Here is a 22,461-nt window from a genome sequence, read left to right on the forward strand (position 1 = left end):
ATTTGGAGCAATACAAGGTCCGGTCAGTAAGAGACGCCGGAGGTTTCTGTAGTGCTCAATATTTTCATCGGTTTCGATCCGCGCGAAGCGGTTGCCTATCACGTCTGCGCCAACAGCCTGACACGGCAGTCGAGCGACGTTCTGGCGATCACGCCACTGTCGCTGCACAATCTGAAAACCTATAACGAGACCCACACAGACGGGTCCAACCACTTCATCTACACCCGGTTTCTGATCCCGCACCTGATGAATTACAACGGCTGGGCGCTTTTCATGGACGGCGACATGATCGTCCGGGACGACATTGCCAAGCTGTTTGCGCTGCGCGACGAAAGCAAGGCGGTCATGTGCGTCCACCACGACTACAAGACCCGGCAGACCACCAAGTATCTCGGTTCCAAGAACGAGAACTATCCGCGCAAGAACTGGTCGAGCGTTGTTCTGTGGAACTGTGCCCATCCCGCCAACAAGGTGGTGACGCCCGATTTTGTCATGAACGGCACCGGGGCGCAGCTGCATCGTTTCACCTGGCTGGAAGACGACTTGATCGGCGAATTGCCGATCGAATGGAACTGGCTGCCGGACGAACTCGGTCCGAACCCGGATGCCAAGCTGTTGCATTTCACACTCGGCACGCCCTGCTTTCATGAATATGCCAACGCGCCCATGGCCGCTGAATGGCATCGGGAAAAGCTCCTGGCCAATTATTCCGCACAACATGTGATTGATGGGCCGTTCGACTGATCGAAGCTTCATTTGTCATAGAAAACAATGGAATAGACCCGGCGAACAACCTGTGTCGCCGGGTTTTTTGCATCCGTTTCACTGTGATCTCCATCACGAATCCTTGAAGGAAGGCCCGCCAATCCCCACTTGGAAAACGTGGATGTCTTAAATGGATAGGACGATGACGACGACCAAAAGTTGCATGATTAAACCTGCCTGGACGCCTGTCACTATCGGCCTGATGGTGCTGGGTTTCGTGGCCTTCTGGCCACTGGGCCTCGCCATGCTTGCCTATATTTTGTGGGGCGACCGTTTTGAAAGCATGGCGCGCGACGCGCGTGATCAATGGCGGGGCAGCCCGCTGAAGGGAGCATTCGATCAGATGTCAAATACGACCGGTTATGCGCGCACGGGCAATGTCGCTTTCGACGATTATCGTGAGCGTGAACTGAAGCGCCTGGAAGAAGAGCGTGCCAAGCTCGACACCATGCGTGCCGATTTCGACGATTTCCTGCGGGAGCTGCGCCGTGCACGCGACCAGGAAGAGTTCGACCGCTTCATGGCCAACCGGGGCCGGAGCAGCAGCAGCGACCCTGCTCCGCTGTAAATCTCCTCCCAGACCCGTCCCTGGACGGCCTGACCGAGAGCGGCGCCCTGAAAAGCGCCGCTTTCGTCATTCTGAGTTGACCTCACGTTCGCCTGGCGAGCGTTTCCAACAGGACCTCAGCCTGAAATTTGGCCGCGCTCCCGCCTGGTAAAGTCAGTAAACTGGAGCAACTGATTCGCTTGGACAGATGCCCCTGGAACTCGCCATTTGATGTTTTCGCGCGCCCGCAGATCTTCCCTTCCGGACCACATCGAGATTGATGCCGGCGACAGTGCCGTGCGCATCCGTCTCAAGGCCAATCCGCGTGCGCAGCGGTATCTGCTGCGTCTGCCCCCGGACAGGTCCGGCCCCGTGCTGACGGTCCCCAGGGGCGGTAACCTGGCACGCGCTGAACATTTCGCGCGTCAGCACATCGACTGGCTGTTGGAACGGCTCCAGGACCGGCCTGACCATGTCGCCTTTTCTCCCGGCGATATCGTGCCGCTCCGCGGCGAGGACCATGTCATCGTGCCGACCGGCAAACTACGCGGTCTCGTCACAGTCGGCGCAACCGAAGACGGGTTCCCGTCCCTGCAGGTTCCCGGTGCGGACGATCACATTCCGCGCAAGGTGACGGCCTGGCTGAAGGAAGAGGCGCGCACCGACATTACCCGGCAGGCCACGCAGCACGCACAGACCATTGGCGGGAAAATCACCGGGATCAGCATCCGCGACACCAGAAGCCGCTGGGGGTCCTGTGCCTCAAACGGCCGGTTGTCCTTTTCCTGGCGTCTGATCCTGGCCCCGCCGGACATTCTTGATTATGTCGCGGCCCATGAAGTGGCCCATCTTCGGGAAATGAATCATTCCGCGCGGTTCTGGCGCCTGTGCGAAGACCTGGCGCCGCAAACACCGCGTGCGCGGATCTGGCTGAAGGAGAATGGCCAGCGTCTGCATGGCTTTGGATAAGGCGTGAGCTGCGTTTACCGTCTGATCCTGTCCGAATTTGCAATTGCATAAATCTGGAAATGTGATTGGCTTTCCCAACGTGAGTTGGGAGGGCTTGATGAGTTTATTGAAACGACTATCGGCGGCCGCCGCCGGCCTATTTTTTAGCGCCGGCCTGAGCGTGCTGCCGGCCAGCACAGCCATGGCCGACAGTTGCTGGAACCACAACGGGTCGCTGATGCGCCTTCAGGCCCAGGGCAATCAGCGCTGGCTTTCATACGAGCGGCCCCGCAGCGTCCTGCGCAATGCCGGCGTGCGCTCCGGAACGCTGCTGTTCAATGGTGTGAAGAACGGCAACTGGTACTCCGGCACGGCGCGGGTTTTCTCCAAATACTGCCCGGGATCACCACTGGAATACTATGTCGAAGGCCCGGTGCGCGGTGACCAGTTGCAGGTGACCGTCACCGGCACACGCGAGGTCTACAACCGTTGCCGCCCGACAGGCCGGTTCACGACGGATACGCTGGTCTTCACCTACAGTCACCAGTGTTGAGGCTTAGAGAGGCCGCCTCTCCGGACGCATGACAAACCGTTCGTTCGAGCCAGTTGGACTGAAACGAAGTCGATGCCCATGGTATCAGGTCGTTGTGTGACAGGACCCTGGTGCGCCAGACCTATCCGCCGCCGAAGATGTTTCGGAGCAGATTGAGCGGACCACGGCGTTCGCCGGTGGAGTCGCTTCCGCCGATCGGGGCCGGGGGCAGCGGCTCGCTTCCGGAGCCGACACTCTGGGTTGGCACGGGTTTGCGCGGCGCCGCCACTGTCGCAGGCAGGTTCGGGACCCCGGGAAGGTCCGCCACCGGCAAACCTTCGTGGGCAGCATCCATGACGTTTTTCCAGACTTCGGCAGGCAATCCGCCACCTGTTGCCTTCTTTGTCGGGGAATTGTCGTCATTGCCGAACCAGACGGCGGTGGTCAGGTTGCCGGTGTAGCCGATGAACCAGGCGTCGCGGAAATCCTGGCTGGTACCGGTCTTGCCACCGGCGGGCCGGCCGCTTTCCAGCCGCGCCTTGCGACCGGTCCCGGTCATCAGCGTTTCGGACATCATCAGGTTCATCTCACCCACATGGCGCCGCTCCACCACCCGGCCGCGGCCGTCGCCCGACCGGGAATAGAGCGTTTTGCCATCCACGGTCCGGATCCTGCGGATGATGTGCGGCAGGACGCCATATCCGCCATTGGAGAGCGGCACGTAAGCGCCGGCTATCTCGATTGGCGTCACCTCCGACGTGCCAAGCGACAGCGACAGGTTCCGTTTCATTTCCGAGCTGATGCCGAGCCGTTTCGCGGTGTTCGCCACAGTGCCGGCGCCAACTTCATGAGCAAGCTGTGCTGCAACCGTGTTCAGTGACAGGCTCAGCGCCCGCGTCAGCGTGACGGGGCCATAATGTTCCTTGGTGTAGTTCTTCGGCGACCAGTTGCCGTATTTGACCGGCCGGTCCTGCCGCACGCTCTGCGGGCTGAGGCCGTTCTCAAGCGCTGCCAGATAGACAAACGGCTTGAAGGACGAACCGGGTTGACGTTTGGCATAAACCGCACGGTTGAACTGGCTCTTGGAATAGTCGGCACCACCGACAAGGGCCTTGACGGCACCGGCCGTATCAAGCGTGACGATCGCACCCTGGGTGACGCCGAAGGTCTGCCTGTTGTCCTTCAAGGCACTGCGCAAGGCCCGCTCCGCAGCCTGCTGCATCTTCGGATCGATGGTCGTGTCGACAATGATGTCCTTCTCGATCGAGCCGACAAAATGCGGCAGCACATCCATGACCCAGTCCGCGGCATAATTTTCGCTGGCCGTTGTGTAGCGGCGCACCACCTTTGCGGGCGCTGCGAGTGCGTTCTTGGCCTCATCGTCGCTGATGTAGCCTTCTTCGTTCATTGCCGCGAGCACCAGCTGGGCGCGGTCTTCGGCAAGGTGCGGGTTGCGCGCGGGGGAATAGCGGGACGGCGCTTTCAGGAGACCTGCGATCGTCGCGGCCTCGGGGATGGTCATCAGACGCGCGGATTTGCCGAAATAGCGCCGGGCTGCGGCATCGACCCCGTAGGCACCCGAACCGAGATAGACCCGGTTGAGATACATCTCGAGGATCTCGTCCTTGGAATATTCGGCCTCCAGCCAGAAGGCGAGCACCAGTTCCTGGATCTTGCGCTTGATGGTGCGGTCCGGTTCCAGGAAGAGGTTCTTGGCCAGCTGCTGGGTCAGGGTCGACCCGCCCTGCTGCAGCCGTCCGGACGTCAGGTTGGTGAACATCGCGCGGGCCAGGCCGATCGGGTCGACACCGAAATGCGAGCGGAACCGGCGATCCTCGATGGCAATCACCGCGTTGGGCAGATAGGGCGGCAATTGTTCGAGGCGGACAGCCTCTCCGCCCGTATCGCCGCGATTGGCGATCAGCGCGCCGTTGCCGGCAACGATTTTGACGTTGGGTGGCCGGGCCGGCACCTGCCATTCGGATGTTGGCGGCAGGAAGGCCGCGTAATAGCCGATCACGCAGACCACCGCGATCGTGCCCCAGATGCCGAGCACCATGCTCCAGTAGAGGCCGCGCTTCAGCAGGCGCCCGAAGAATGTCGGCGCCTGGAACCGGTTCTTGCGCTTGGTGGAGCGCCTTTTGGCGCCGGAGCGGCCGCCTCTGGCCTTGCCGCCGCCCGAGCTCTTGGTCTTGCGGCGTGTGGCTGTGCTTTTCTTGGCCGGTGCCTTCTTGCGCGTTCCCGAGGAGGCGGTTTTCCTGGATTTGGATTTGGTTGTGGACTTGCCGGAGGGCGCGGCGGCGCGATCCTGCGGGCTCAGTCGCAGGTTCAGCAGGCTGCTTTCGCTCTCTCCAAATGTCGGTTCAATACGCGGCTGGCGTTTCGCCCGAGGCGCCATTGATCCCTATCCCTTATTGATGCCGGCCAAACACCGGTTTCCCCGGTGATGATCCTAGATTGCGGCAATTTAAGGGGGCGTTAAGGCTTTGGGACTTTGCGGGAAAAGCGACGGCTTTTCGCACGTGGTGATTCCGGCAATTCGATTGATTGTTCTTCCGGATGTAACACAGCGAAAATCTGGGATCGATGAGACACCGGGTCTTGATGTCAGGGCGTCGCGGGCAAGAGGCGACGACACCGACCCCGGACCGGCGTTTGTCCGGGGGGGCTGTGCCGCGACGGGCCCGCGTCAATCCGGCTAACTGGAGTAGCGGCTGGCGTCGGCGCCGTAATAGTTGACGTATCGTGTGTTGAGTTCGGAGACCGGCATGATGATCAGGACATCCGTGGTGCCGAACTGCTGATCGACCACGGCCCCGTCGCCGATGAATGCGCCGAGGCGCAGATAGCCCTTGACCAGCGGCGGCAGGGCACGCAGCGCTTCCTTGGCGTTGAGCTCCTCGGCAGTCAGCCGGTTCATCTCAACGTACCGGTCATCGACCGCGCGCACGCGCCACTCTTCGGGCGCTCTTGCGTTGTGGTGCAGGAAGGACAGCTGGCCGGCAAGCGCATCCGGATTGGTGCCTTCAATGGAGGCGCAGCCGAGCATGACGTCGATCTTGTGCCGCAGCACATAGGACCAGATGCCATGCCAGAGCAGTTCGACGGTTTTCTTGTTGCGATAGGGTTTGAGCACGCAGGACCGGCCGAGCTCCATGAAGCGCTTGCCCGGATTGGCGTCGATCAGCGACTGGATGTCATATTCGGCAGCGGTGTAGAAGCCGCCGTGCTGATTGGCAATTTCCTGTCGCAAAATGCGATAGGTGCCGACAATTTCCGGTTTGAGCCGCCCGAGCTTGTTGCGTTTCAGAGAGGCATGATCGACGACCAGGAGATGATCGCAATAGGCGTCGAACGGGTCGGCATCGCGGCGGGTTGCCAGCGTATGAGCATCGGCAATGGCCGACATTTCCTCGTAAAAGACTTCGTAACGCAGGCGTTGCGCCTTTTTGACTTCCTTGAAGTTGCGCGCCATGCGGACTTCCAGGGAGCCGATGCGGCCGAGTGTTTCACCTGTCTTGACCGGCAGACGGAGAGAAGGATCGGAGCGTGTCGCGGTTGCCATGGCCGTGCGCGGACGCATCGACGGTGTGAATTTGCGAACCAGTTTTCGCGGAGAAAACAACCCTTGCCGCATTATGGACATTCCACCCTCTTGTATTCCTTTTGGCCACGCTGCCGGTTTCACAGGTTAAAGGCTGTTTCACCGACAGTTTTACCTTCGCCGGAACAAGAACCCGTTCGAAGGTAACTGTGCTTTGACCCTGCCGTAGAACATACAATTCCGACAACTGGATGACACCCGGTTTGTTTCCGAGTTTATCTGGCCACAGGATACTCCAGTCCGCGCGCTTTGTGAATTTTTACGATCATCGCAAAGCGTGTTTTCTGGTGAGTATCTAAATCACAGGTAGAAATCGCTGTTATTGTCGGCCGATTTCAGAGAGGGCGTCCGAGATCGCTTCAACGGAAAGTGGCTTGGTGAGGTAGCCGGCAGCGCCAACTTCCGCGGCCTTGTCGCGGGCATCTTTCATCACGTCTGCAGTGACGATCAGCACCGGAACGGGTTGCCGGCCACTCGCCGCTTCGTCGCTCCTGATCTGGCGGATGGCCTGGAAGCCATCCAGGCCCGGCATGTGCAGGTCCATGAGAATGGCATCGTAGGAACCGTTGGAAGCCTCTTCCACGGCCTTTTCGCCGTCGACAACCATGACGGGGACATGTCCGAGCTTGCGCAGCATCGCTTCGCTCAGGAGACGGTTGATATCGTTGTCTTCGGCGACCAGGAGGCGCAAGGGGCGGGCAGGCATCTTGTGCCGGCTGGACAGAAAGCCGTTGCTGACCGGCTCGGCGCTCACATCCCACGCATGGTCCTCGCCCGCATCGTCGAGAAGACCCGCCAGGATCTGGGCCAGCGTCTCGATGCGAACCGGGCGGATCAGGTAGGCGGCATAGCCGGCTTCGCGCAGGTGTTCCAGGCGCTCCCGCTCCGGTGGTGCAATCATGACGATGGCAGGTGCCTGGCACCCTGTCAGCCGTACCGTCGCCAGCCAGCCGCCGCTGTCGGACAGGGCGGCGTTGTCGACGATCAGGAGGTCTGCGGTGGCAAGGCGGGCGTCAAGTTCCGGGTTCCCGGGTGCCAGCACGGCGACATCCGCCTGGTGACGCCGCAGACGTTCCGCCAGCAGCGGGCATTCGATCTGACTGTTGCTGACAAAGATGACCTTTCGGCCGGCAACCTTGTCGAGACGCGGGTCCTGGTTCTCCGACAGGGCCTCGGGGATTGGCAGGGAAACGCGAAAGAGGGCGCCGCCCTCGCCGGACGGGCTGGCGGAGATCTCGCCGCCCATCAGACCCGCAAGCCGTTGCGCGATTGCCAGGCCGAGACCCGTGCCGCCGAACTTGCGCGCCGGGCCGTGATCCACCTGTTCGAATTCCTGGAACAGCCGTTCGGCTTCTTCCTGGTCAAAGCCGATGCCCGTGTCGCGCACATCAATATCGAGATAGCTGCCGCCGTCCGGTGCCGGGCGGCCGGACAGTTCGATTGCAACGCCGCCTTCGTCGGTGAACTTGACCCCGTTGCCGATCAGGTTGAACAGGATCTGGCGGACACGGGTGGCGTCAAGCGTGACCTGTTCCGGCAGGCTGGGGTCGAGCATGGCGCCGATTTCCAGCTTCTTGGCATGTGCCTTGGGGGCCAGCAGTTCGACGACGCTTTCCACCAGCGCACCAACGCGGACCGGTGAGGCCTGAATGTCCAGCTTGCCGGCTTCCACCTTGGAGAAATCGAGCACTTCGTCAATCAGGAGCAGGAGCGTTTCCCCGGAGGTCTCCAGCGCCTCGATATAGGCGCTTTGCTCCTTGGTGAGCCTGGTGTCGCGCAATAGCGCTGCCATGCCGAGAACGCCATTGAGCGGGGTCCGGATCTCGTGGCTGACCGTGGCCAGGAACCGGGACTTTGCCTCGTTGGAACTCTCTGCCGAATGGCGGGCGGCGAGCAATTCCTCTTCGATCAGACGGCGTTCGGTGACGTCGCGCAAAACCGTCTGCACCAGTTGGCGATCCGTCGTCGTGTCACGAACCGGAATGTCGATCCGGGAGAACCAGCGATGGCCTTGTGCCGTTTCAAGATGGAGGTCCTGAAAACCCATGCCGCTCGGTCCGTTTGCTTCCGGCACCTTGTCGTTCTGCGCTCCCGACCCGCTGGCAGCCAGCGGCAAGGTCATCGGTTCGCCCGGCTGAAGGTGATGCTCAGCACCAAAGACATCTGTGGCCGCCGAATTGACATAGGTAACGAGCCCGTCCTGGTCCCGGCGGATGACCACATCGCCCAGGGTCGCGAGGATGCTGGCGTGACGTTCGTCGGATTCACCAAGTTCCCAGGCGCGGTCTTCCAGTTCCTCGCAGCGGGCCATCAGGCGCCTGATCTTGTCGTCCTTCAGTTGCACTGCCTGAATGGCACGATGCATGTCGTCGGCGAAGAGCCGCCAGACGGCGAGACCACCTGCAAAAAACGCCAATCCCAGTCCGAAATACCGATTGATGCCGTCGGTCGATACCAGGAAGAAGCCGGCTACAAGACCGATGACAAGCCCGACGACCGCCATGTGTTGCAGTGACTTTGCCGGCGCCGATACCGGCAGGTCCGTCGCGCGCCGCCCGGGGCCAACCTCCGGACCATCATCGTCATACGGGCTTTCGGCCTCTTCAAATGGCGAATAACCGGTTTCTTCTTGAGGAGGGTAGGTCTTGTTGTCGGCAAAGCGGTCCTGCTCCGCCACATCGGCTTCCGGCACAGCTTTGGCGGCGCGATCACTGTTTTGACTGACCAAGATCACTACTCTCTACAAGACTCAGTTGCCGAGAGAGTGCGGCCTAAACTTTGAAAAACCGTTTCATTGACAAAACTGCCAAGGAAAATTCGAAACGATTGCTTGATCGGCTTGTCAGGGATTGAAGGGGGCTTGTTCACCCCCTTTTAGAAAAAAGCCGGTCCCTTAGAGGACCAGCAGGCAAGGTCTTGCTGCAAGACCGAATTCGATTTTCCTTTTAGGGTTAGACGATGCTACCCAGTTTCATGGCAACGCTCATGTCACCTTCCACCTGCATCTTGCCGCCCATGAAGGCTGCGGTCGGGTTGAGGTCGCCGGACAGCAGGTCGCCGAGATCGTCGGCGGACATCTTGATCGTGCAGTCGGCGTCGCTGTCCTCATTGGAAACAGTGGAGCCCTGCAGGTAAATGATACCGGTTTCACCGAGGTCGAACTTGACGCTTTCTTCGATGCCACCATCGGCCACTTTGCCGCGCACGCCGTCTGTCAGCTGTTCCAAGGACATTTGGTCTTCTCCCATTTGATGTGAGCCTGAACGCTCGTTGCCCTCTTGAAGCATGCCGTTTACGTAATCGTCAAGTATGAATTCGGAGTGGGCTCCTGAAATTCATCCTAGTCTTCGCATTCGCGGCACTGACAATCCGGTTAAGGCGCAAGCACGTCGAGGATCAGTGATTGTCCCGCGGCAGGCCCTTGTGAGCAACGTCCTGATATTTGACGGCCGGTTCAAGCACCATGCCCTTGTCGAACTGACCGATCATCGAGCGCTGGATTTCCTGCCATGGGGTCTGGCTGTCGACAATCCTGAAACCGCCGGCGGCTTCGAGATCCTTGCGGCGCTGTGCCAGTTCCTCGTCAGGGATCAGGATATTGGCTGTCCCCTTGTTGAGGTCGATGCGCACGCGGTCTCCGGTTTGCAGCAGCGCCAGTCCGCCCATTGCGGCAGCTTCCGGCGACGCGTTCAGGATGGAGGGTGAGCCGGAGGTTCCCGACTGGCGGCCGTCGCCGATACAGGGCAGGGCCGTGATGCCGCGCTTGATCAGTTCGGCCGGCGGTTGCATGTTCACCACTTCCGCACCGCCCGGATAGCCGATCGGCCCGGTGCCGCGGATGAACAGCAGGCACCTCTCGTCGATGGCCAGCTCCGGATCATCGATCCGGTGATGGTAGTCTTCCGGACCCTCAAACACGATCGCCCGGCCTTCAAAGGCGTTCGGGTCGTCCGGATTGGAGAGATAGCGATCCCGGAATTCCTCGGAGATCACGCTGGTCTTCATGATCGCGCTGTCAAAGAGATTGCCCTTCAGGTTCAGGAACCCGGCCCTTTCCTTCATGGGCGCGTCAAACGGCTTGATCACGTCCGGCAAGTCCGTGGTGATGCCTTGGCAATTCTCGGCCATCGATCTGCCATTGGCGGTGACTGCGCCTGGATGTGGCAGCTTTCCGTGGCGCATCAGTTCGGCAATGACGGCGGGTACGCCACCGGCATGAAAATAGTCTTCGCCAAGATAATCACCGGCGGGCTGCAGATTCACCAAAAGCGGCACGTCCAGACCGATGGCCTGCCAGTCGTCATTGGTCAGGTCAACGCCCAGATGGCGGGCAATGCCATTGAGATGGATCGGTGCGTTGGTTGAGCCGCCGATTGCAGAATTGACGACAATGGCGTTCTCGAAGGCTTCGCGGGTCATGATATCGGACGGCTTCATGTCCTCATGCACCATGTCGACGATGCGCTTGCCGGTCTCATAGGAAATGGCGCCCCGCTCGCGGTAGGGCGCCGGAATGGCTGCGGAGCCGGGGAGCTGCATGCCAAGCGCCTCGGCCAGCGAATTCATGGTCGTTGCGGTGCCCATGGTGTTGCAGTAGCCGACGGACGGGGCGGAGGAGGCCACCAGATCCATGAAGCCTTCATAGTCGATTTCGCCCGCGGCCAGCATCTGCCGGGCCTTCCAGACAATTGTGCCCGAACCGGTGCGTTCGCCCTTGTGCCAGCCGTTCAGCATCGGCCCGACGGACAGGGCGATCGCCGGAATATTGACGGTTGCCGCGGCCATCAGGCAGGCAGGGGTGGTCTTGTCACAGCCGATTGTCAGCACCACGCCGTCGATTGGATAGCCGTAGAGCAGTTCGACAAGGCCAAGATAGGCCAGGTTCCGGTCGAGGGTTGCGGTCGGCCGTTTGCCGGTTTCCTGAATGGGGTGAACCGGAAACTCGAAGGCAATGCCGCCGGCGTCCCGGATGCCCTCGCGCACGCGTTTTGCCAGTTCCAGGTGATGGCGGTTGCAGGGCGACAGATCGGAACCGGTCTGGGCAATTCCGATGATCGGTTTGCCCGATTGCAGCTCTTCCCGTGTAATGCCGAAATTGAGGTAACGCTCGATATAAAGTGCCGTCATGCCTGGATTGTCCGGGTTGTTGAACCAGGCGGCGGACCGCAGTTTTGGTGTTTTCGTGTCGCTCATCGCGCCTCGTCCCTCATCGCGTACAGACCTCTTGAGGGCCGATAAACACCAGCGTCGGGGCACTGTAAAGCGGGATTGGTTCCACCATGTGAGATTGCCACCGGTCCTGCAAGCCTGCGAAACCCCTAGTCGATCGACTTCAAGGTATCGGCAACGGAAAAGCGGGCAAAGGCCCACAGGATCGCCAGGCAGACCGCAAACAGCATGGGAGCTGCAAAAAGGGGCACCAGGGCAGCACCGCCGCACAGTCCTGCTAAAAGCCAGAGACCGGTCAGAAGGCGGCGGGCATGCACGGCCAGGAGCGTGCGGCGCATGGCAAGAGCCTTCAGGGCCGGGAAGGCGCCGATATCGTCCGTGTCGCTGACTGCAATCGGGGCGGGCCGGTCGCGGTCGCTTGATCCGGCTTCCTGGCCCTCGCGCAGTTCGAGCGACAACCTGTCCTCCGAGAGCGACAGGATCAGCGGGGCGCCCCCGGGAAAGATCCGGGCCGCAGCCTGTTGCGCGGTTTCACCGGGCTCGGGGTCATCGAGATGTTCCAGGCCAAGCAAGCCGGCTAGGGCCTCGCGGGTTTTCGGGCTGTCGCCGCTGAACAGCCAGGGGATGAGGCCCTCCCGGCGCAAGGCCATGCCTGCGACGCCGGCGTCCTGTCTCAATGTGCCTTCCAGCCCCAGAACACCGACGACGCGCCCGCCGACCGCGACGCGAAGAGCGGTCTTGCCGTCGGCTTCCAGGGACCGGGCAATGGCATCTGCGGTGAAACTGTCGATCTTGAGCCGCTTCAGGAGGTCGGTGGTGCCGATCACGACGGTCTGCCCTCCCAGGAGAGCGACGACACCGAGGCCTGGGGCCGGTTCGAAGCGGTCCGGGTGTTTCAAGGCCACGTGCCATTGCTCGGCAAGCTGGCGCAGGGCCTGTGCCACCGGGTGACTGCTTTGCGCCTCTGCAGAGGCGGCAACCGCAAGCAGGGTCCGCGGTTCATTGTTGAAAGCCATGACGTTGGTGACGATCAGATCCGGTCCGGACATGACCGCCATCTTGTCGATCAGAATGTCGCGTGCGCGCGCGATCTTGCTGAAGGCGCCAGGTTCAAGAACGCGGGTGCCGGCATTGAGGGCGGCCTGGTGGAAAACCTTGTCGGCGAAGGCATTGATGCCGTCGATCAGATGCGGCCAGGACAGAAGGAGGGTTGCCGCAAGGATGGCGGGCGCATGCATCGGGCCTGCAAGACCCCACCAGAGCGATGCACCGGCAACGGCAAGCAGGAGTGAGTAAGTGGCCTCACGCAGGCCGCTGTGGTCGCCGCGAGGCGGCAGGATGGCAACGCCATAGGCGCGCAGAACCATCAAGAAGGCGGCGGCAAGGGCGAGAGAGCCTGATGTGTCCACGGGAAGTCCTCCCTGCTGGATCAGGAAGGCGCTTGCCAGCAGGACAGCGCTCACGGCTGCCGTGAAAAGCGTGAGGGAGCGCCCGATTTCGGAATTCAGGGAAAAGGAAAGGGACAAAAGCGCAAAAATCGCGGCGAACATGCTGAAAATCAGGGCACTGTGCGTGCCGAACACCATCAACCTGGACTGCCCGGCAATCACTCCCTCACCGTGAACGAGGCAGGCGAACGCCAGGAATGCGGTGGCAAATCCCAAGGATAGAATCCAAGTCATTGAATTTATGCGATTTGTCGGCATGGCCGTGTGTCTTTCGTGACGGGCGAACGGATTTGGGCTGTTTGGGCGGCGGACAAGAGACACATTCAGGGCGCCCGGGAGACCGCTAAAAAATGCGGGAGCCCGAGTGCTCAGGCAATGCCGCTTTGTTCCCCAAACAGGCAGATTGCCTCGTTCACGGGCGCAAGCCTGCCATTTCTGCCGAGCATTTGTGCGAGGCAATGCTTGCCGCAAGATGAAGCTGACGTAGAATTAGTTCGAAGGAATTTGAGAAGACCCGATGTATTTAAGGGTCATGCAATGGTTGTCTGAGTAAGCAACCTTATTTTTGGGTGTGGTATATTCGCGGGAGGGCTGTTGGGCCCTCCCTTTTTTACGGAAAAAGACTCTTGCTGCCACAGTCAGGTAAGGAAATACAGATTAACACTTCATTAGGAAGTTAATCGTTCCCAACCGGAACTAAGCTTAACTGTCCGAAAAAACCGAGAGGGTCGGGGCCCGGCAAAAACTGCCCGGTGTGGACTGGTTTGTGGTTACCGGTGGGCACTGCTGAAGGAATCAGGGAGGGTCAGGGAGTCAAGACCGCGACTCGCCCGAATCTGAAAAAAGACTCAATTCCAGAGGCTTGGCCGGTGCAGATGCACCGGCCAAGCCGGCTTCCGATCTTTGGCTGTCAGGTGCCAGGCTGCTCCACGGCATCCAGGTTGGCGGTCGACAACAGGTCCAGTGACGGCATCAGGGACAGCAATTCACGCGTATAGGCGTGTTGCGGTGCCTCGAACAGCTGGTCGCAGTCTGAGACTTCGCAAAGCTCACCATTGCGCATGACGCCGATGCGGTTGCACATCTGCCGGATCACTGCGAGATCGTGGCTGATGAACAGCATGGTCAGGCCGAGCTCCTCCTGAAGGTCCTTCAGGAGGTTCAGGATCTGGGCCTGGATCGACACATCGAGCGCGGAGGTCGGTTCGTCGCAGATCAGGAACCGGGGCCGTGTCGCCAGAGCCCGCGCGATCGAGATGCGCTGCCGTTGGCCGCCGGAAAACTCATGCGGGAACTTCTTGCCCGATGCCGCTCCGAGGCCGACGTGATCGAGAAGGTCGTCAACGATCTGCCGGACTTCCGCATTGCTGGAGGCCAGTTTGTGGAACTTGATCGGCTCGGCGATGATGTCGCTCACCCGCATGCGCGCATTCAGCGAGGAATACGGATCCTGGAAGATCATCTGCATCTGACGGCGCATGGCCAGAACGTCGCGGCGGTTCTTCAACGAGGTCAGTTCGGTCTTGCCGAACAGGATCGAGCCGCCGGTCGGATGATAGAGACCGGTGATCAGGCGCGCGATGGTCGACTTGCCGGATCCGCTTTCGCCCACGAGGCCAAAGGTCTCACCTTCCTGGATGTCGAAACTGACCTTCTTGACAGCCTGGAAATACTTGCGCCTGGACGGGAAGATCGAGCCACGGGTCTCAAACCGCATGTCGAGGTCCCGGATCTGGACAAGCGGGCCGGTAACCTTCTCATAGTCGCGTGCCTTGCCCAGCCAGTGCGTGGAGATGTCGATATGCTTTTGCGGCGTGCCGGCTTTTTCGATGTAGTTGACCACCGGAAACCGTTCGACCCGGATGTCGGGGCGCGGCACGGCGGAAATCAGGCTTTGCGTATAAGGGTGTTTCGGCGCCCCGAGCACCTGCTTGGTGTCGCCGAACTCCACCAGATCGCCGTGATACATCACGGCCACATGGTCGGTGATGTCGGCAATGACGCCCATGTCATGGGTGATCACCAGCATGGCCACGTTGCGCTCGGCGCACAGGTTTTTCATGAGGTCCAGGATCTGGGCCTGGATCGAGACGTCGAGCGCGGTGGTCGGCTCGTCGGCGATGACCAGCTCCGGTTCCGCGCAGAGCGCCAGCGCAATCACGACACGCTGGCGCATGCCGCCGGAAAACTGGTGCGGATACTGTTTGACGCGTTCGGCCGGGTTGGGAATGCCAACGGCATCGATCAGTTCCACAGCCCGTTGCTGGGCCTCCTTGGCCGACAGCGGCAGGTGGGTGCGGATCGTCTCGACGAGCTGGGACTCAACGGTCTGCAGCGGATCAAGGCTGGTCAGCGGATCCTGGAAGATCATGCCGATCTTGCGTCCGCGCAGCAGACGCTTTTCCTTGTAGGGCAGCTCGTCGATGCGTTTGCCGTGCAGGAAGATCTCGCCGCCGGCAATGTGACCCGGCTCCTGCAGGAGACCGATGACGGCATTGCCGACCGTGGACTTGCCGGCCCCGGATTCTCCGACAACGCCCAGCACCTTGCCGGCGTCGACACTCATGTCGACGCCGTTGACGGCGACAAAGACCGATTTTCGACCCGGAAACTCGACGGTCAGGTTTTTGATATCAAGAACTGACATGGCGCCCTCACCGCAGTTTCGGGTTGAGGGCGTCGCGCAGCCAGTCGCCCAGGAGATTGACGTTGAGAACCAGCAGAGCCAGTGCCAGACCCGGGAAAATGGCAATCCACCATTCACCGGAATAGAGGAAGTCGTTGCCGATGGCGATCAGGGTGCCAAGCGACGGCTGGGTGGGCGGCATGCCGACCCCGAGGAACGACAGCGTCGCTTCGGTGACGATCGCCAGGGCCAGGTTGATCGTGGCGATGACCATCACCGGTCCCATGACATTCGGCAGGATGTGGCGCGCCATGATGATGAAGGCCGGAATGCCGATCACCCGGGCGGCCTGAACATACTCCTTGTTCTTCTCCACCATGGTGGAGCCGCGGACGGTGCGCGCATATTGCACCCAGAAAGACAGGGCCAGCGACACGATCAGGATGTAGAAAGCGAAGACCTCCCGGTCGAGCGAGCCGAAGACACCGGCGGCGACACCGTCGATCAGGAGCGCGATCAGGATGGCCGGGAAGGTCAGCTGGACATCGGCGATCCGCATGATGATGGCATCCGTGCGCCCGCCGACATATCCCGCCACAAGCCCGAGCGTAATGCCGAGAACGGCTGCCGCAATGACCGAGCAGAAACCGACGATCAGAGAAATCCGCATGCCGTAGAAAATGCCTGAAAGCAGGTCACGGCCCTGGTCGTCGGTTCCCAGGATGAAACGGGGGTCTGCATATTCCATCCAGACGGGCGGCACCCTTGCATCCAGGATCGAGATGGAAGCCAGGTCGAACGGATTGTGAGGGGCGACCCAGGGCGCCAGGAAGGCCAGCAGGAACAGGATCAGTGTCCCGCAGGCGGCAACCACGGTGACCTTCGAACGCAGGAAGGAGTGAAACAGGTCGCTGTCCAGAAACTTGGCAACGCTGCCCTGGTTCTGGGGCACGCCGGCCCTGTCCTGAACCGCGGTTTTAGCTTCTTCGTTGGAGACGTAAGGCATTGGTTCATGTCTCCCTTATGGCCGGCCGACGCGCAGGCGCGGGTCGATGAGGAAATAGAGAATGTCGACGATGAAGTTGATCGCCACGAACAGGAAGGCGGTCAGCAGCAGATAGGCCGACATGATCGGGATATCGACGTTCTGCACGGCCTGCAGGAACATCAGGCCCATGCCGGGCCACTGGAACACGGTTTCGGTAATGGTCGCAAAGGCGATGATGGCGCCGAGCTGCAGACCGGTAATCGTGATCACGGGGACAAGCGTGTTTTTCAGGGCGTGCCTGAAATGAACCAGCCGGTCCGGCAAACCGCGGGCACGGGCGAACTTGATGTAGTCGGTCCGGATGACCTCGAGCATCTCGGCCCGGATCAACCGCATGATCAGCGTCATCTGGTACAGACCGAGCGTGATCGACGGCAGGATCAGTGCTTTCAGGCCGGACACCGTCAGGAAGCCGGTGGTCCACCAGGAGCCGACTTGCACCACCTCGCCGCGCCCGAAACTGGGCAGCCACTGCAAGGTCACGGAGAAGAGGAAGATCAGCAGGATGCCGATAAAGAAGGTCGGCAGCGAGATGCCGATGAGTGAGACGGACAGGAACAGTTTCGAGATGGCCGATTCCCGGTTGAGGCCTGCATAGATCCCCATGGGTATCCCGACCACCAGCGCAAACAGCGCGGAAGCGAAGCTGAGTTCAAGGGTCGCCGGAATCCGCCGCGCAAACAGTTCGGAGACCGGTTGCTTGAACTGATAGGAAGTGCCGAAGTCGAATTGGGCCGCATTGCCGACAAAGCGTGCGAACTGGACCGGGATGGGGTCGTTGAGGCCGAGCCGTTCCCTGAGGGCTTCGCGTTCTTCGATGGATGTCTCGATCCCGACCATCTGGTTGATGGGATCTCCGACAAAACGGAACATGGTAAAGGCGAGAAGCGCCACCACCAGCATGACAATCATCGCCTGAAACAGGCGACGCGCTGCAAAACCAATCATTTCGGCTCTTTAGGTCTATATATGAAAAGACGCTCCCGGCCGGGGCCGGGAGCGCGGTGTCGGGTTATTCAGGTCACTTCTTGGTTACGAAGCGGAACTTGAACTGGTTGTCGGCGCGTTGCACGAGGTCGACATCGTCAGCCACACCCCAGGCCAGGCCCTGCTGGTGCAGCGGGATGTAGTAGGCGTTGTCGTGGCTGATCTGAAAGGCTTCGGCAATCAGCTTGTCGCGCTTGTCCGGATCGATTTCGACCAGCACTTCCTTGGTCAGGCTGTCGATTTTCGCGTCGCAGAAACCGCCGAGGTTGAACGGCGAGCCCTTGCCGGCCTCGTCACGGCAGTTCATCAAGTTGGACAGAACGTTCCAGCTGTCGAGTGAGCCAGGGGTCCAGCCAAGCAGGTAGAAGGACGTGTCAAAGCCGCCGGATGCCAGCACCTTGGCGAAATACTTCGCTTTCGGCTGGGCGTTGAGGTCAACCTTCACGCCGACGCGTGCCAGCATGGCAGCCACAGCCTGACAGATCGCTTCGTCATTGACGTAGCGGTCGTTCGGGCAGTCCATGCCGACGCTGAAGCCATCGGCATAACCGGCTTCGGCCAGGAGCTTCTTGGCGTTTTCCGGATCGTAGGCGTAGCGCTCGAACTCACTGCCCTTGGAGAACAGGAACGGCGAGATCATGATCGCGGACGGGGTCGAGAGATCCCGCATCACCTTCTTCTTGATCGCCTCGATGTCGATCGCCTGATAGACTGCCTGGCGGACTTTTGCGTCCTTGAACGGGTTCTTGCCCTTGACGTCCGAATAGAGCAGCTCATCGCGCATCTGGTCCATGCCGAGGAAGATGGTTCTGAGCTCCGGACCGGTCAGGGCCACGGTGCCGGCATTGTCGTTGATGCGCTTGATGTCCTGAACCGGGATCGGATAGACCATGTCCAGCTCGCCGGACAGGAGCGCCGCAACACGGGTGGCGTCGGAACCGATCGGCGTGAACTCGACCGTGTCGAGATTGTGTTTCGCTTCGTCCCACCAGCCGTCGAACTTTTCATAGACGGTTTTCACACCAGCTTCATGGCTGAGGATCTTGAACGGGCCGGTGCCGTTGGCGTGAAGCGAGGCGTAGTTCGGTGAAGTGTCGGACGCAGACGTGACCTTGACCGCATCATTCTCGGTCGTCCACTCCTTGTCCATGATGTAGAACGTGTCCCACTCGTAGTGCAGGATCGGGTTCGGGCCGGGCAGGACAAAGTCAACGGTGTGGTCGTCGACGATTTCCACCTTCACGTCGGCGCCGACGCGGGTGGTCAGGTCGGAGCCTTCGGAGCGCACGCGGTCGACGGAGAAGGCGACGTCTTCAGCCGTGAAATCGCTGCCGTTGTGGAACTTGACGTCCTTGCGCAGATAGAAGCGCCAGCGGTTCGGTTCGATGATTTCCCAGCGTTCGGCAAGAGCCGGTTCGATGGCAAGGTCGGCGCCGCGCCGGGTCAGACCTTCATAGGTGTTGCCCAGCGAGGACAGCGTGAAAGTCTCGTTGAGGCTGTAAGGATCCAGCGCGTTCAAGGTGCCCTGAAAAGCGAACTTGAGTGTTTCGGCCTGCGAAGCCGAAACCGTTCCCGCCACGAGAAGCGCAGCAGTGATTGCGATACTTGTCTTTTTCATCATCCCCTCGTTGTTTCCGGTTTCCGGAAGTCTTTCATGGTCTTAGCACCCCTTTCGGGGCTTGGCGCCATCTTGTCAAATCCAACTATGACACCGTAACTCTCTGTGTTCAAACCTGTTTAGCTGTCAAATTGCGACATTCTGTCAGTCAGCTCTCCCAGGAAAGACGCGCAGCGGTCCAGCTGAGCGAGCTCGATGAATTCATCGGGCTGGTGTGCCTGGTCGATGGACCCCGGACCGCAGATCACTGTGGAGAGCCCGTGAGACTGAAACAGACCGCCTTCGGTCGCATAGACCACCACGTTGCGGGCATTGTCCCCGGTCAGACGGCGCGCCGTGACTTCGGCAAGGCCGTCGTCTTCCTCGCCGAGGCCCGGCACGTTGGCGAGTTCTGTAATCTCCACGTCGCAGAGCGCGGAAACAGCCTTCATGTCCGGCAGGATCTCGGTTTCGACGAAACTTCTATAGGCGGCGATCCATTGTTCCGGTGTCTCGCCAGGCAGCATGCGGATGTCGGTGACGAATTCGCAGCTTGGTGCCGTGATATTGTGCGCCTGCCCGCCGGAAATCGTACCGCAATGGAGCGTCGTATAAGGTGGCTCAAACGGGCAGTCCGGATCGGCTTTCGCCCGGTTTTCCGCCGTTTTGCCGTCAAGCCAGCCGATCAGTCTTGCCGCGACAGAAATGGCGGACAGCCCGCGATGCAACTGGCTTGAATGAACCGGATGGCCGGTGATGCGGGTTTGCAGGACCGTGATGCCCTTGTGCCCTGTCACCACTTTCATGCTGGTCGGTTCGCCGACGATGACCCGGGCCGGACGCGGGCCGTTGTCGAGCATGTCCGGGATCAGCCGCCGCGCACCGTCGCAGCCGGTTTCCTCGTCATAGGACAGCGCGATATGGATCGGTGCGCGCAATTCCGCTTTCAGGAAGTCGGGCACCTTGGCAAGAACGGTGGCGGCGAAACCTTTCATGTCGGCCGCCCCGCGCCCGTAGAGGCGGCCATTGTCTTCCCAGGCCTGGAAGGGATCGCGGGACCAGGCCTGGCCCTCGACCGGTACGACGTCGGTATGTGCGGACAGGACCGTACCGCCGTCCGTGACCGGACCGATCAGCGCATAGAGGCTTGCCTTTTCACCGGTCGGATCCGGAACGCGCTGCGTGCGGACACCCCAGCCTTGGAGATAGTCTTCGACAAAGGCAATCAGGTCGAGATTGCTGCGATCGGAAACCGTGTTGAAGCCGATCAGTTTTGTCAGCATCTCCTGCGGTGTGTAAGTGCGCCCCACGGCCCCTCCTGGTATCGCCTCAACGGTTTCCGGCGGGCTCCCTTGCTGCCAGAAAGAGCGTATCTAAGCTGCCCAAGGCAAAGATTTGCAAGGGCTTTTCTTTGCCCCGGATCTTGATTTCCGCTGTCTCGGCGCCGTCGACCCGGGCGGCCGCTGCGTCAATTACCGCGCTTGAGACCACCAAAAAACTGTCATGATTTTTGTTTTCCGTCTCCAGGCGGCTGGCCGTGTTGACCACATCGCCGAGTGCGGTCAGGCCGCCCTGGCTGCCGGCCGTTCCGGCAGCGCCGATGCGCCCGAGAATGGCCGGACCGAGATGGAGCCCGATTCCGAGCCGGATCGGGTCCCGGAATTGCGGTCCCTTTTCTGCATCCAGCGACTTCATCACCGCCTCGATGCGCTTGCAGGCGGCAAGCGCCTGGCGGGCTCCGGTCTCCGGACTGGAGTCCATGCCGAAAATCGCCATGATGCCGTCGCCGATAAACTTGTCGACATATCCGCCTTCCGCGCGGATGGCCGAAGAGGCCTGGTCGAGATAGCTGTTCAGAAGATAGACGACGTCATAGGCAAGCTGGCTCTCGGTGATGCCGGTGAAGTTGCGCAGGTCTACGAACATCACGACCACATCCTGTTCGACACCCCAGTAATAGGCATCCTTGATGTGTTCGCTGTTGCTCAGACTGGCCTTGACCGGAACCAGGGGCTGGACGGCAAGACTGTGGTCGGGACGGATCTGGCAGGCCAGGCGGACATCTCCGCCTGCGCCGATCCGTGAAAGCACCGCGGTTTCCGCTGTGCCCGGTCTTGCCAGGGCGTCAGCGCCTTCCAGCACCTTGACCCGGCAGGTGGAGCAACGCGCACGTCCGCCACAGACCGAGGCGATCGGAACGTCATTCATGCGGCTGATTTCAAGCAGTGTTGCGCCGGGCTGGGCCTTGATGGCCAAGCCTCCCGGATAGGTGATGGACAGGCTGCGGGCGCGAAGGCCGAGCAGGTACCGGATCAGGACCGCCAGCAAGCTGACAGCGATCAGGCCAAAGACGACCGCCCGGAACTGGACAACAACCTCCTGCGCCCACAGACGCTGGTCTTCGGTGATCTTGACCGCAACCTCGGACGTCAGGGCCAGTCGCCGCGCGGCTTCGATCCATCCCCAAAGGGCGGCCACCGGCAGGGCGACCGCAAATGTCGCGGCAAGGGGCCGCAGCTGCTGGTAAAGCGGATAAAGCCGAAGCCAGAAATGAAGGCCGATCATGGCATGCACCCAGACGACGAGCAGCAATATCGACTGGCCGACCGCGTGATTGGGCCACAGGATGGTCAGCATCTGTTCGTAGACGGGGGAAAATCCGAATTCCTTCGCCAGACCCATCGTGGTGGTGATATGCGGGATCAGCTGCCAGGGAATGTAGAGGCCGAGCGCGAGCTGCAGGAACTCCCAGCGGGACATCTTGAAGGTGCGCCGCTTGCCTGTGCGCCAGAGGGCAAGAAAGACATGGGTGAGGGCTGCCAGGGTCAACAGCGCTTCACCGGGCAGGCTGCGCCACACCAGATAGTGCCAGACCGACGCCTGGTCCATGGCTTCCAGCGAGATGATGCCAAGGGCGTGGTTGGTGAAGTGGCTCAGACAGAAGGCGAACAGGATCAGTCCGCTCCAGAGGCGCAGGCGCTGGCGCCAGTTGCCGTGGCCCATCATGCCGCGCCGTTTGCCATGGTTTGCGTTGGCAGCGACCATGGTATTTGCCGCCACGTTGCTCCGACGGGATGTGGCCTTCGCCTTTTCAGCCATCTGTACCCAACCTCCGGTGCACCTGCGGCGAGATTCTGGCCGAGGCTCTTTGGGTCAGTTCAATCGTGCCGGACACCGTTGGTCAAGCACC

General features: G+C 60.8%; 16 protein-coding genes. 4 read left to right on the forward strand and 12 right to left on the reverse strand.

The window, feature by feature from the left end; all coding sequences use genetic code 11:
* Positions 1–51: 51 nt before the first annotated feature.
* The 4 genes from CHH27_RS20160 to CHH27_RS20175 all read left to right on the forward strand — a co-directional run bounded on the left by CHH27_RS20160 (position 52) and on the right by CHH27_RS20175 (position 2,813).
* Complete coding sequence (locus CHH27_RS20160; protein WP_094073183.1) at positions 52–744, forward strand: glycosyltransferase; 693 nt, start codon at positions 52–54, stop codon at positions 742–744.
* Positions 745–907: 163 nt separating this feature from the next.
* A complete protein-coding gene (locus tag CHH27_RS20165) occupies positions 908–1,333 on the forward strand; it encodes a DUF2852 domain-containing protein (protein ID WP_208988302.1) in 426 nt (141 codons plus the stop codon).
* 210 nt (positions 1,334–1,543) lie between these two features.
* Positions 1,544–2,281 (forward strand): M48 family metallopeptidase, encoded by a 738-nt coding sequence (locus tag CHH27_RS20170; protein WP_094073185.1) that lies wholly within the window; start codon positions 1,544–1,546, stop codon positions 2,279–2,281.
* Positions 2,282–2,378: 97 nt separating this feature from the next.
* The gene (locus CHH27_RS20175) at positions 2,379–2,813 is read left to right on the forward strand and encodes a hypothetical protein (protein ID WP_094073186.1); all 435 of its coding nucleotides are present in this window, start codon (positions 2,379–2,381) and stop codon (positions 2,811–2,813) included.
* A 121-nt stretch (positions 2,814–2,934) separates the two neighbouring features.
* Here the strand turns inward: CHH27_RS20175 and CHH27_RS20180 are convergent, their stop codons facing one another.
* The 12 genes from CHH27_RS20180 to CHH27_RS20235 all read right to left on the reverse strand — a co-directional run bounded on the left by CHH27_RS20180 (position 2,935) and on the right by CHH27_RS20235 (position 22,370).
* Positions 2,935–5,190, reverse strand: a complete 2,256-nt coding sequence (locus CHH27_RS20180) for a transglycosylase domain-containing protein (RefSeq protein WP_094073187.1) — start codon at positions 5,188–5,190, stop codon at positions 2,935–2,937.
* Positions 5,191–5,490: 300 nt separating this feature from the next.
* Entirely contained in the window at positions 5,491–6,429 is a 939-nt protein-coding gene (locus CHH27_RS20185; protein WP_094073188.1) for a GNAT family N-acetyltransferase, read from the reverse strand.
* A 286-nt stretch (positions 6,430–6,715) separates the two neighbouring features.
* On the reverse strand, positions 6,716–9,124 hold the full coding sequence (locus CHH27_RS20190; RefSeq protein ID WP_094074892.1) for a PAS domain-containing hybrid sensor histidine kinase/response regulator: 2,409 nt from the start codon (positions 9,122–9,124) through the stop codon (positions 6,716–6,718).
* Positions 9,125–9,347: 223 nt separating this feature from the next.
* Positions 9,348–9,629 (reverse strand): SCP2 sterol-binding domain-containing protein, encoded by a 282-nt coding sequence (locus CHH27_RS20195; RefSeq protein WP_094074893.1) that lies wholly within the window; start codon positions 9,627–9,629, stop codon positions 9,348–9,350.
* 163 nt (positions 9,630–9,792) lie between these two features.
* On the reverse strand, positions 9,793–11,589 hold the full coding sequence (locus CHH27_RS20200) for an IlvD/Edd family dehydratase (RefSeq protein ID WP_094073189.1): 1,797 nt from the start codon (positions 11,587–11,589) through the stop codon (positions 9,793–9,795).
* Positions 11,590–11,714: 125 nt separating this feature from the next.
* Complete coding sequence (locus CHH27_RS20205; protein WP_208988303.1) at positions 11,715–13,229, reverse strand: HAD family hydrolase; 1,515 nt, start codon at positions 13,227–13,229, stop codon at positions 11,715–11,717.
* A gap of 694 nt (positions 13,230–13,923) precedes the next feature.
* Entirely contained in the window at positions 13,924–15,660 is a 1,737-nt protein-coding gene (locus tag CHH27_RS20210; RefSeq protein ID WP_094073190.1) for an ABC transporter ATP-binding protein, read from the reverse strand.
* 7 nt (positions 15,661–15,667) lie between these two features.
* Positions 15,668–16,645 carry an ABC transporter permease gene (locus tag CHH27_RS20215; RefSeq protein WP_198338260.1) on the reverse strand — a complete coding sequence of 326 codons (978 nt, stop codon included), beginning with the start codon at positions 16,643–16,645 and terminating at the stop codon, positions 15,668–15,670.
* A 15-nt stretch (positions 16,646–16,660) separates the two neighbouring features.
* Positions 16,661–17,635, reverse strand: a complete 975-nt coding sequence (locus tag CHH27_RS20220) for an ABC transporter permease (protein WP_094073191.1) — start codon at positions 17,633–17,635, stop codon at positions 16,661–16,663.
* A gap of 73 nt (positions 17,636–17,708) precedes the next feature.
* Entirely contained in the window at positions 17,709–19,292 is a 1,584-nt protein-coding gene (locus CHH27_RS20225) for an ABC transporter substrate-binding protein (RefSeq protein WP_094074896.1), read from the reverse strand.
* Positions 19,293–19,411: 119 nt separating this feature from the next.
* A complete protein-coding gene (gene argE / locus CHH27_RS20230; protein WP_247646137.1) occupies positions 19,412–20,581 on the reverse strand; it encodes an acetylornithine deacetylase in 1,170 nt (389 codons plus the stop codon).
* A gap of 19 nt (positions 20,582–20,600) precedes the next feature.
* Positions 20,601–22,370, reverse strand: a complete 1,770-nt coding sequence (locus CHH27_RS20235) for an adenylate/guanylate cyclase domain-containing protein (protein ID WP_094073193.1) — start codon at positions 22,368–22,370, stop codon at positions 20,601–20,603.
* Positions 22,371–22,461 lie beyond the last annotated feature (91 nt).

The organism is Labrenzia sp. VG12, from assembly GCF_002237595.1.
GTDB lineage: Bacteria > Pseudomonadota > Alphaproteobacteria > Rhizobiales > Stappiaceae > Roseibium.

Bases quoted from the DNA above. Each gene is read 5' to 3' on its own strand.
- CHH27_RS20180 (WP_094073187.1), bottom strand. From the start codon at position 5,190: ATGGCGCCTCGGGCGAAACGCCAGCCGCGTATTGAACCGACATTTGGA.
- CHH27_RS20200 (WP_094073189.1), bottom strand. From the start codon at position 11,589: ATGAGCGACACGAAAACACCAAAACTGCGGTCCGCCGCCTGGTTCAAC.
- CHH27_RS20170 (WP_094073185.1), top strand. From the start codon at position 1,544: ATGTTTTCGCGCGCCCGCAGATCTTCCCTTCCGGACCACATCGAGATT.
- CHH27_RS20215 (WP_198338260.1), bottom strand. From the start codon at position 16,645: ATGCCTTACGTCTCCAACGAAGAAGCTAAAACCGCGGTTCAGGACAGG.
- CHH27_RS20185 (WP_094073188.1), bottom strand. From the start codon at position 6,429: ATGCGGCAAGGGTTGTTTTCTCCGCGAAAACTGGTTCGCAAATTCACA.
- CHH27_RS20225 (WP_094074896.1), bottom strand. From the start codon at position 19,292: ATGAAAAAGACAAGTATCGCAATCACTGCTGCGCTTCTCGTGGCGGGA.
- CHH27_RS20195 (WP_094074893.1), bottom strand. From the start codon at position 9,629: ATGTCCTTGGAACAGCTGACAGACGGCGTGCGCGGCAAAGTGGCCGAT.
- CHH27_RS20220 (WP_094073191.1), bottom strand. From the start codon at position 17,635: ATGATTGGTTTTGCAGCGCGTCGCCTGTTTCAGGCGATGATTGTCATG.
- CHH27_RS20165 (WP_208988302.1), top strand. From the start codon at position 908: ATGACGACGACCAAAAGTTGCATGATTAAACCTGCCTGGACGCCTGTC.
- CHH27_RS20235 (WP_094073193.1), bottom strand. From the start codon at position 22,370: ATGGCTGAAAAGGCGAAGGCCACATCCCGTCGGAGCAACGTGGCGGCA.
- CHH27_RS20210 (WP_094073190.1), bottom strand. From the start codon at position 15,660: ATGTCAGTTCTTGATATCAAAAACCTGACCGTCGAGTTTCCGGGTCGA.
- CHH27_RS20175 (WP_094073186.1), top strand. From the start codon at position 2,379: ATGAGTTTATTGAAACGACTATCGGCGGCCGCCGCCGGCCTATTTTTT.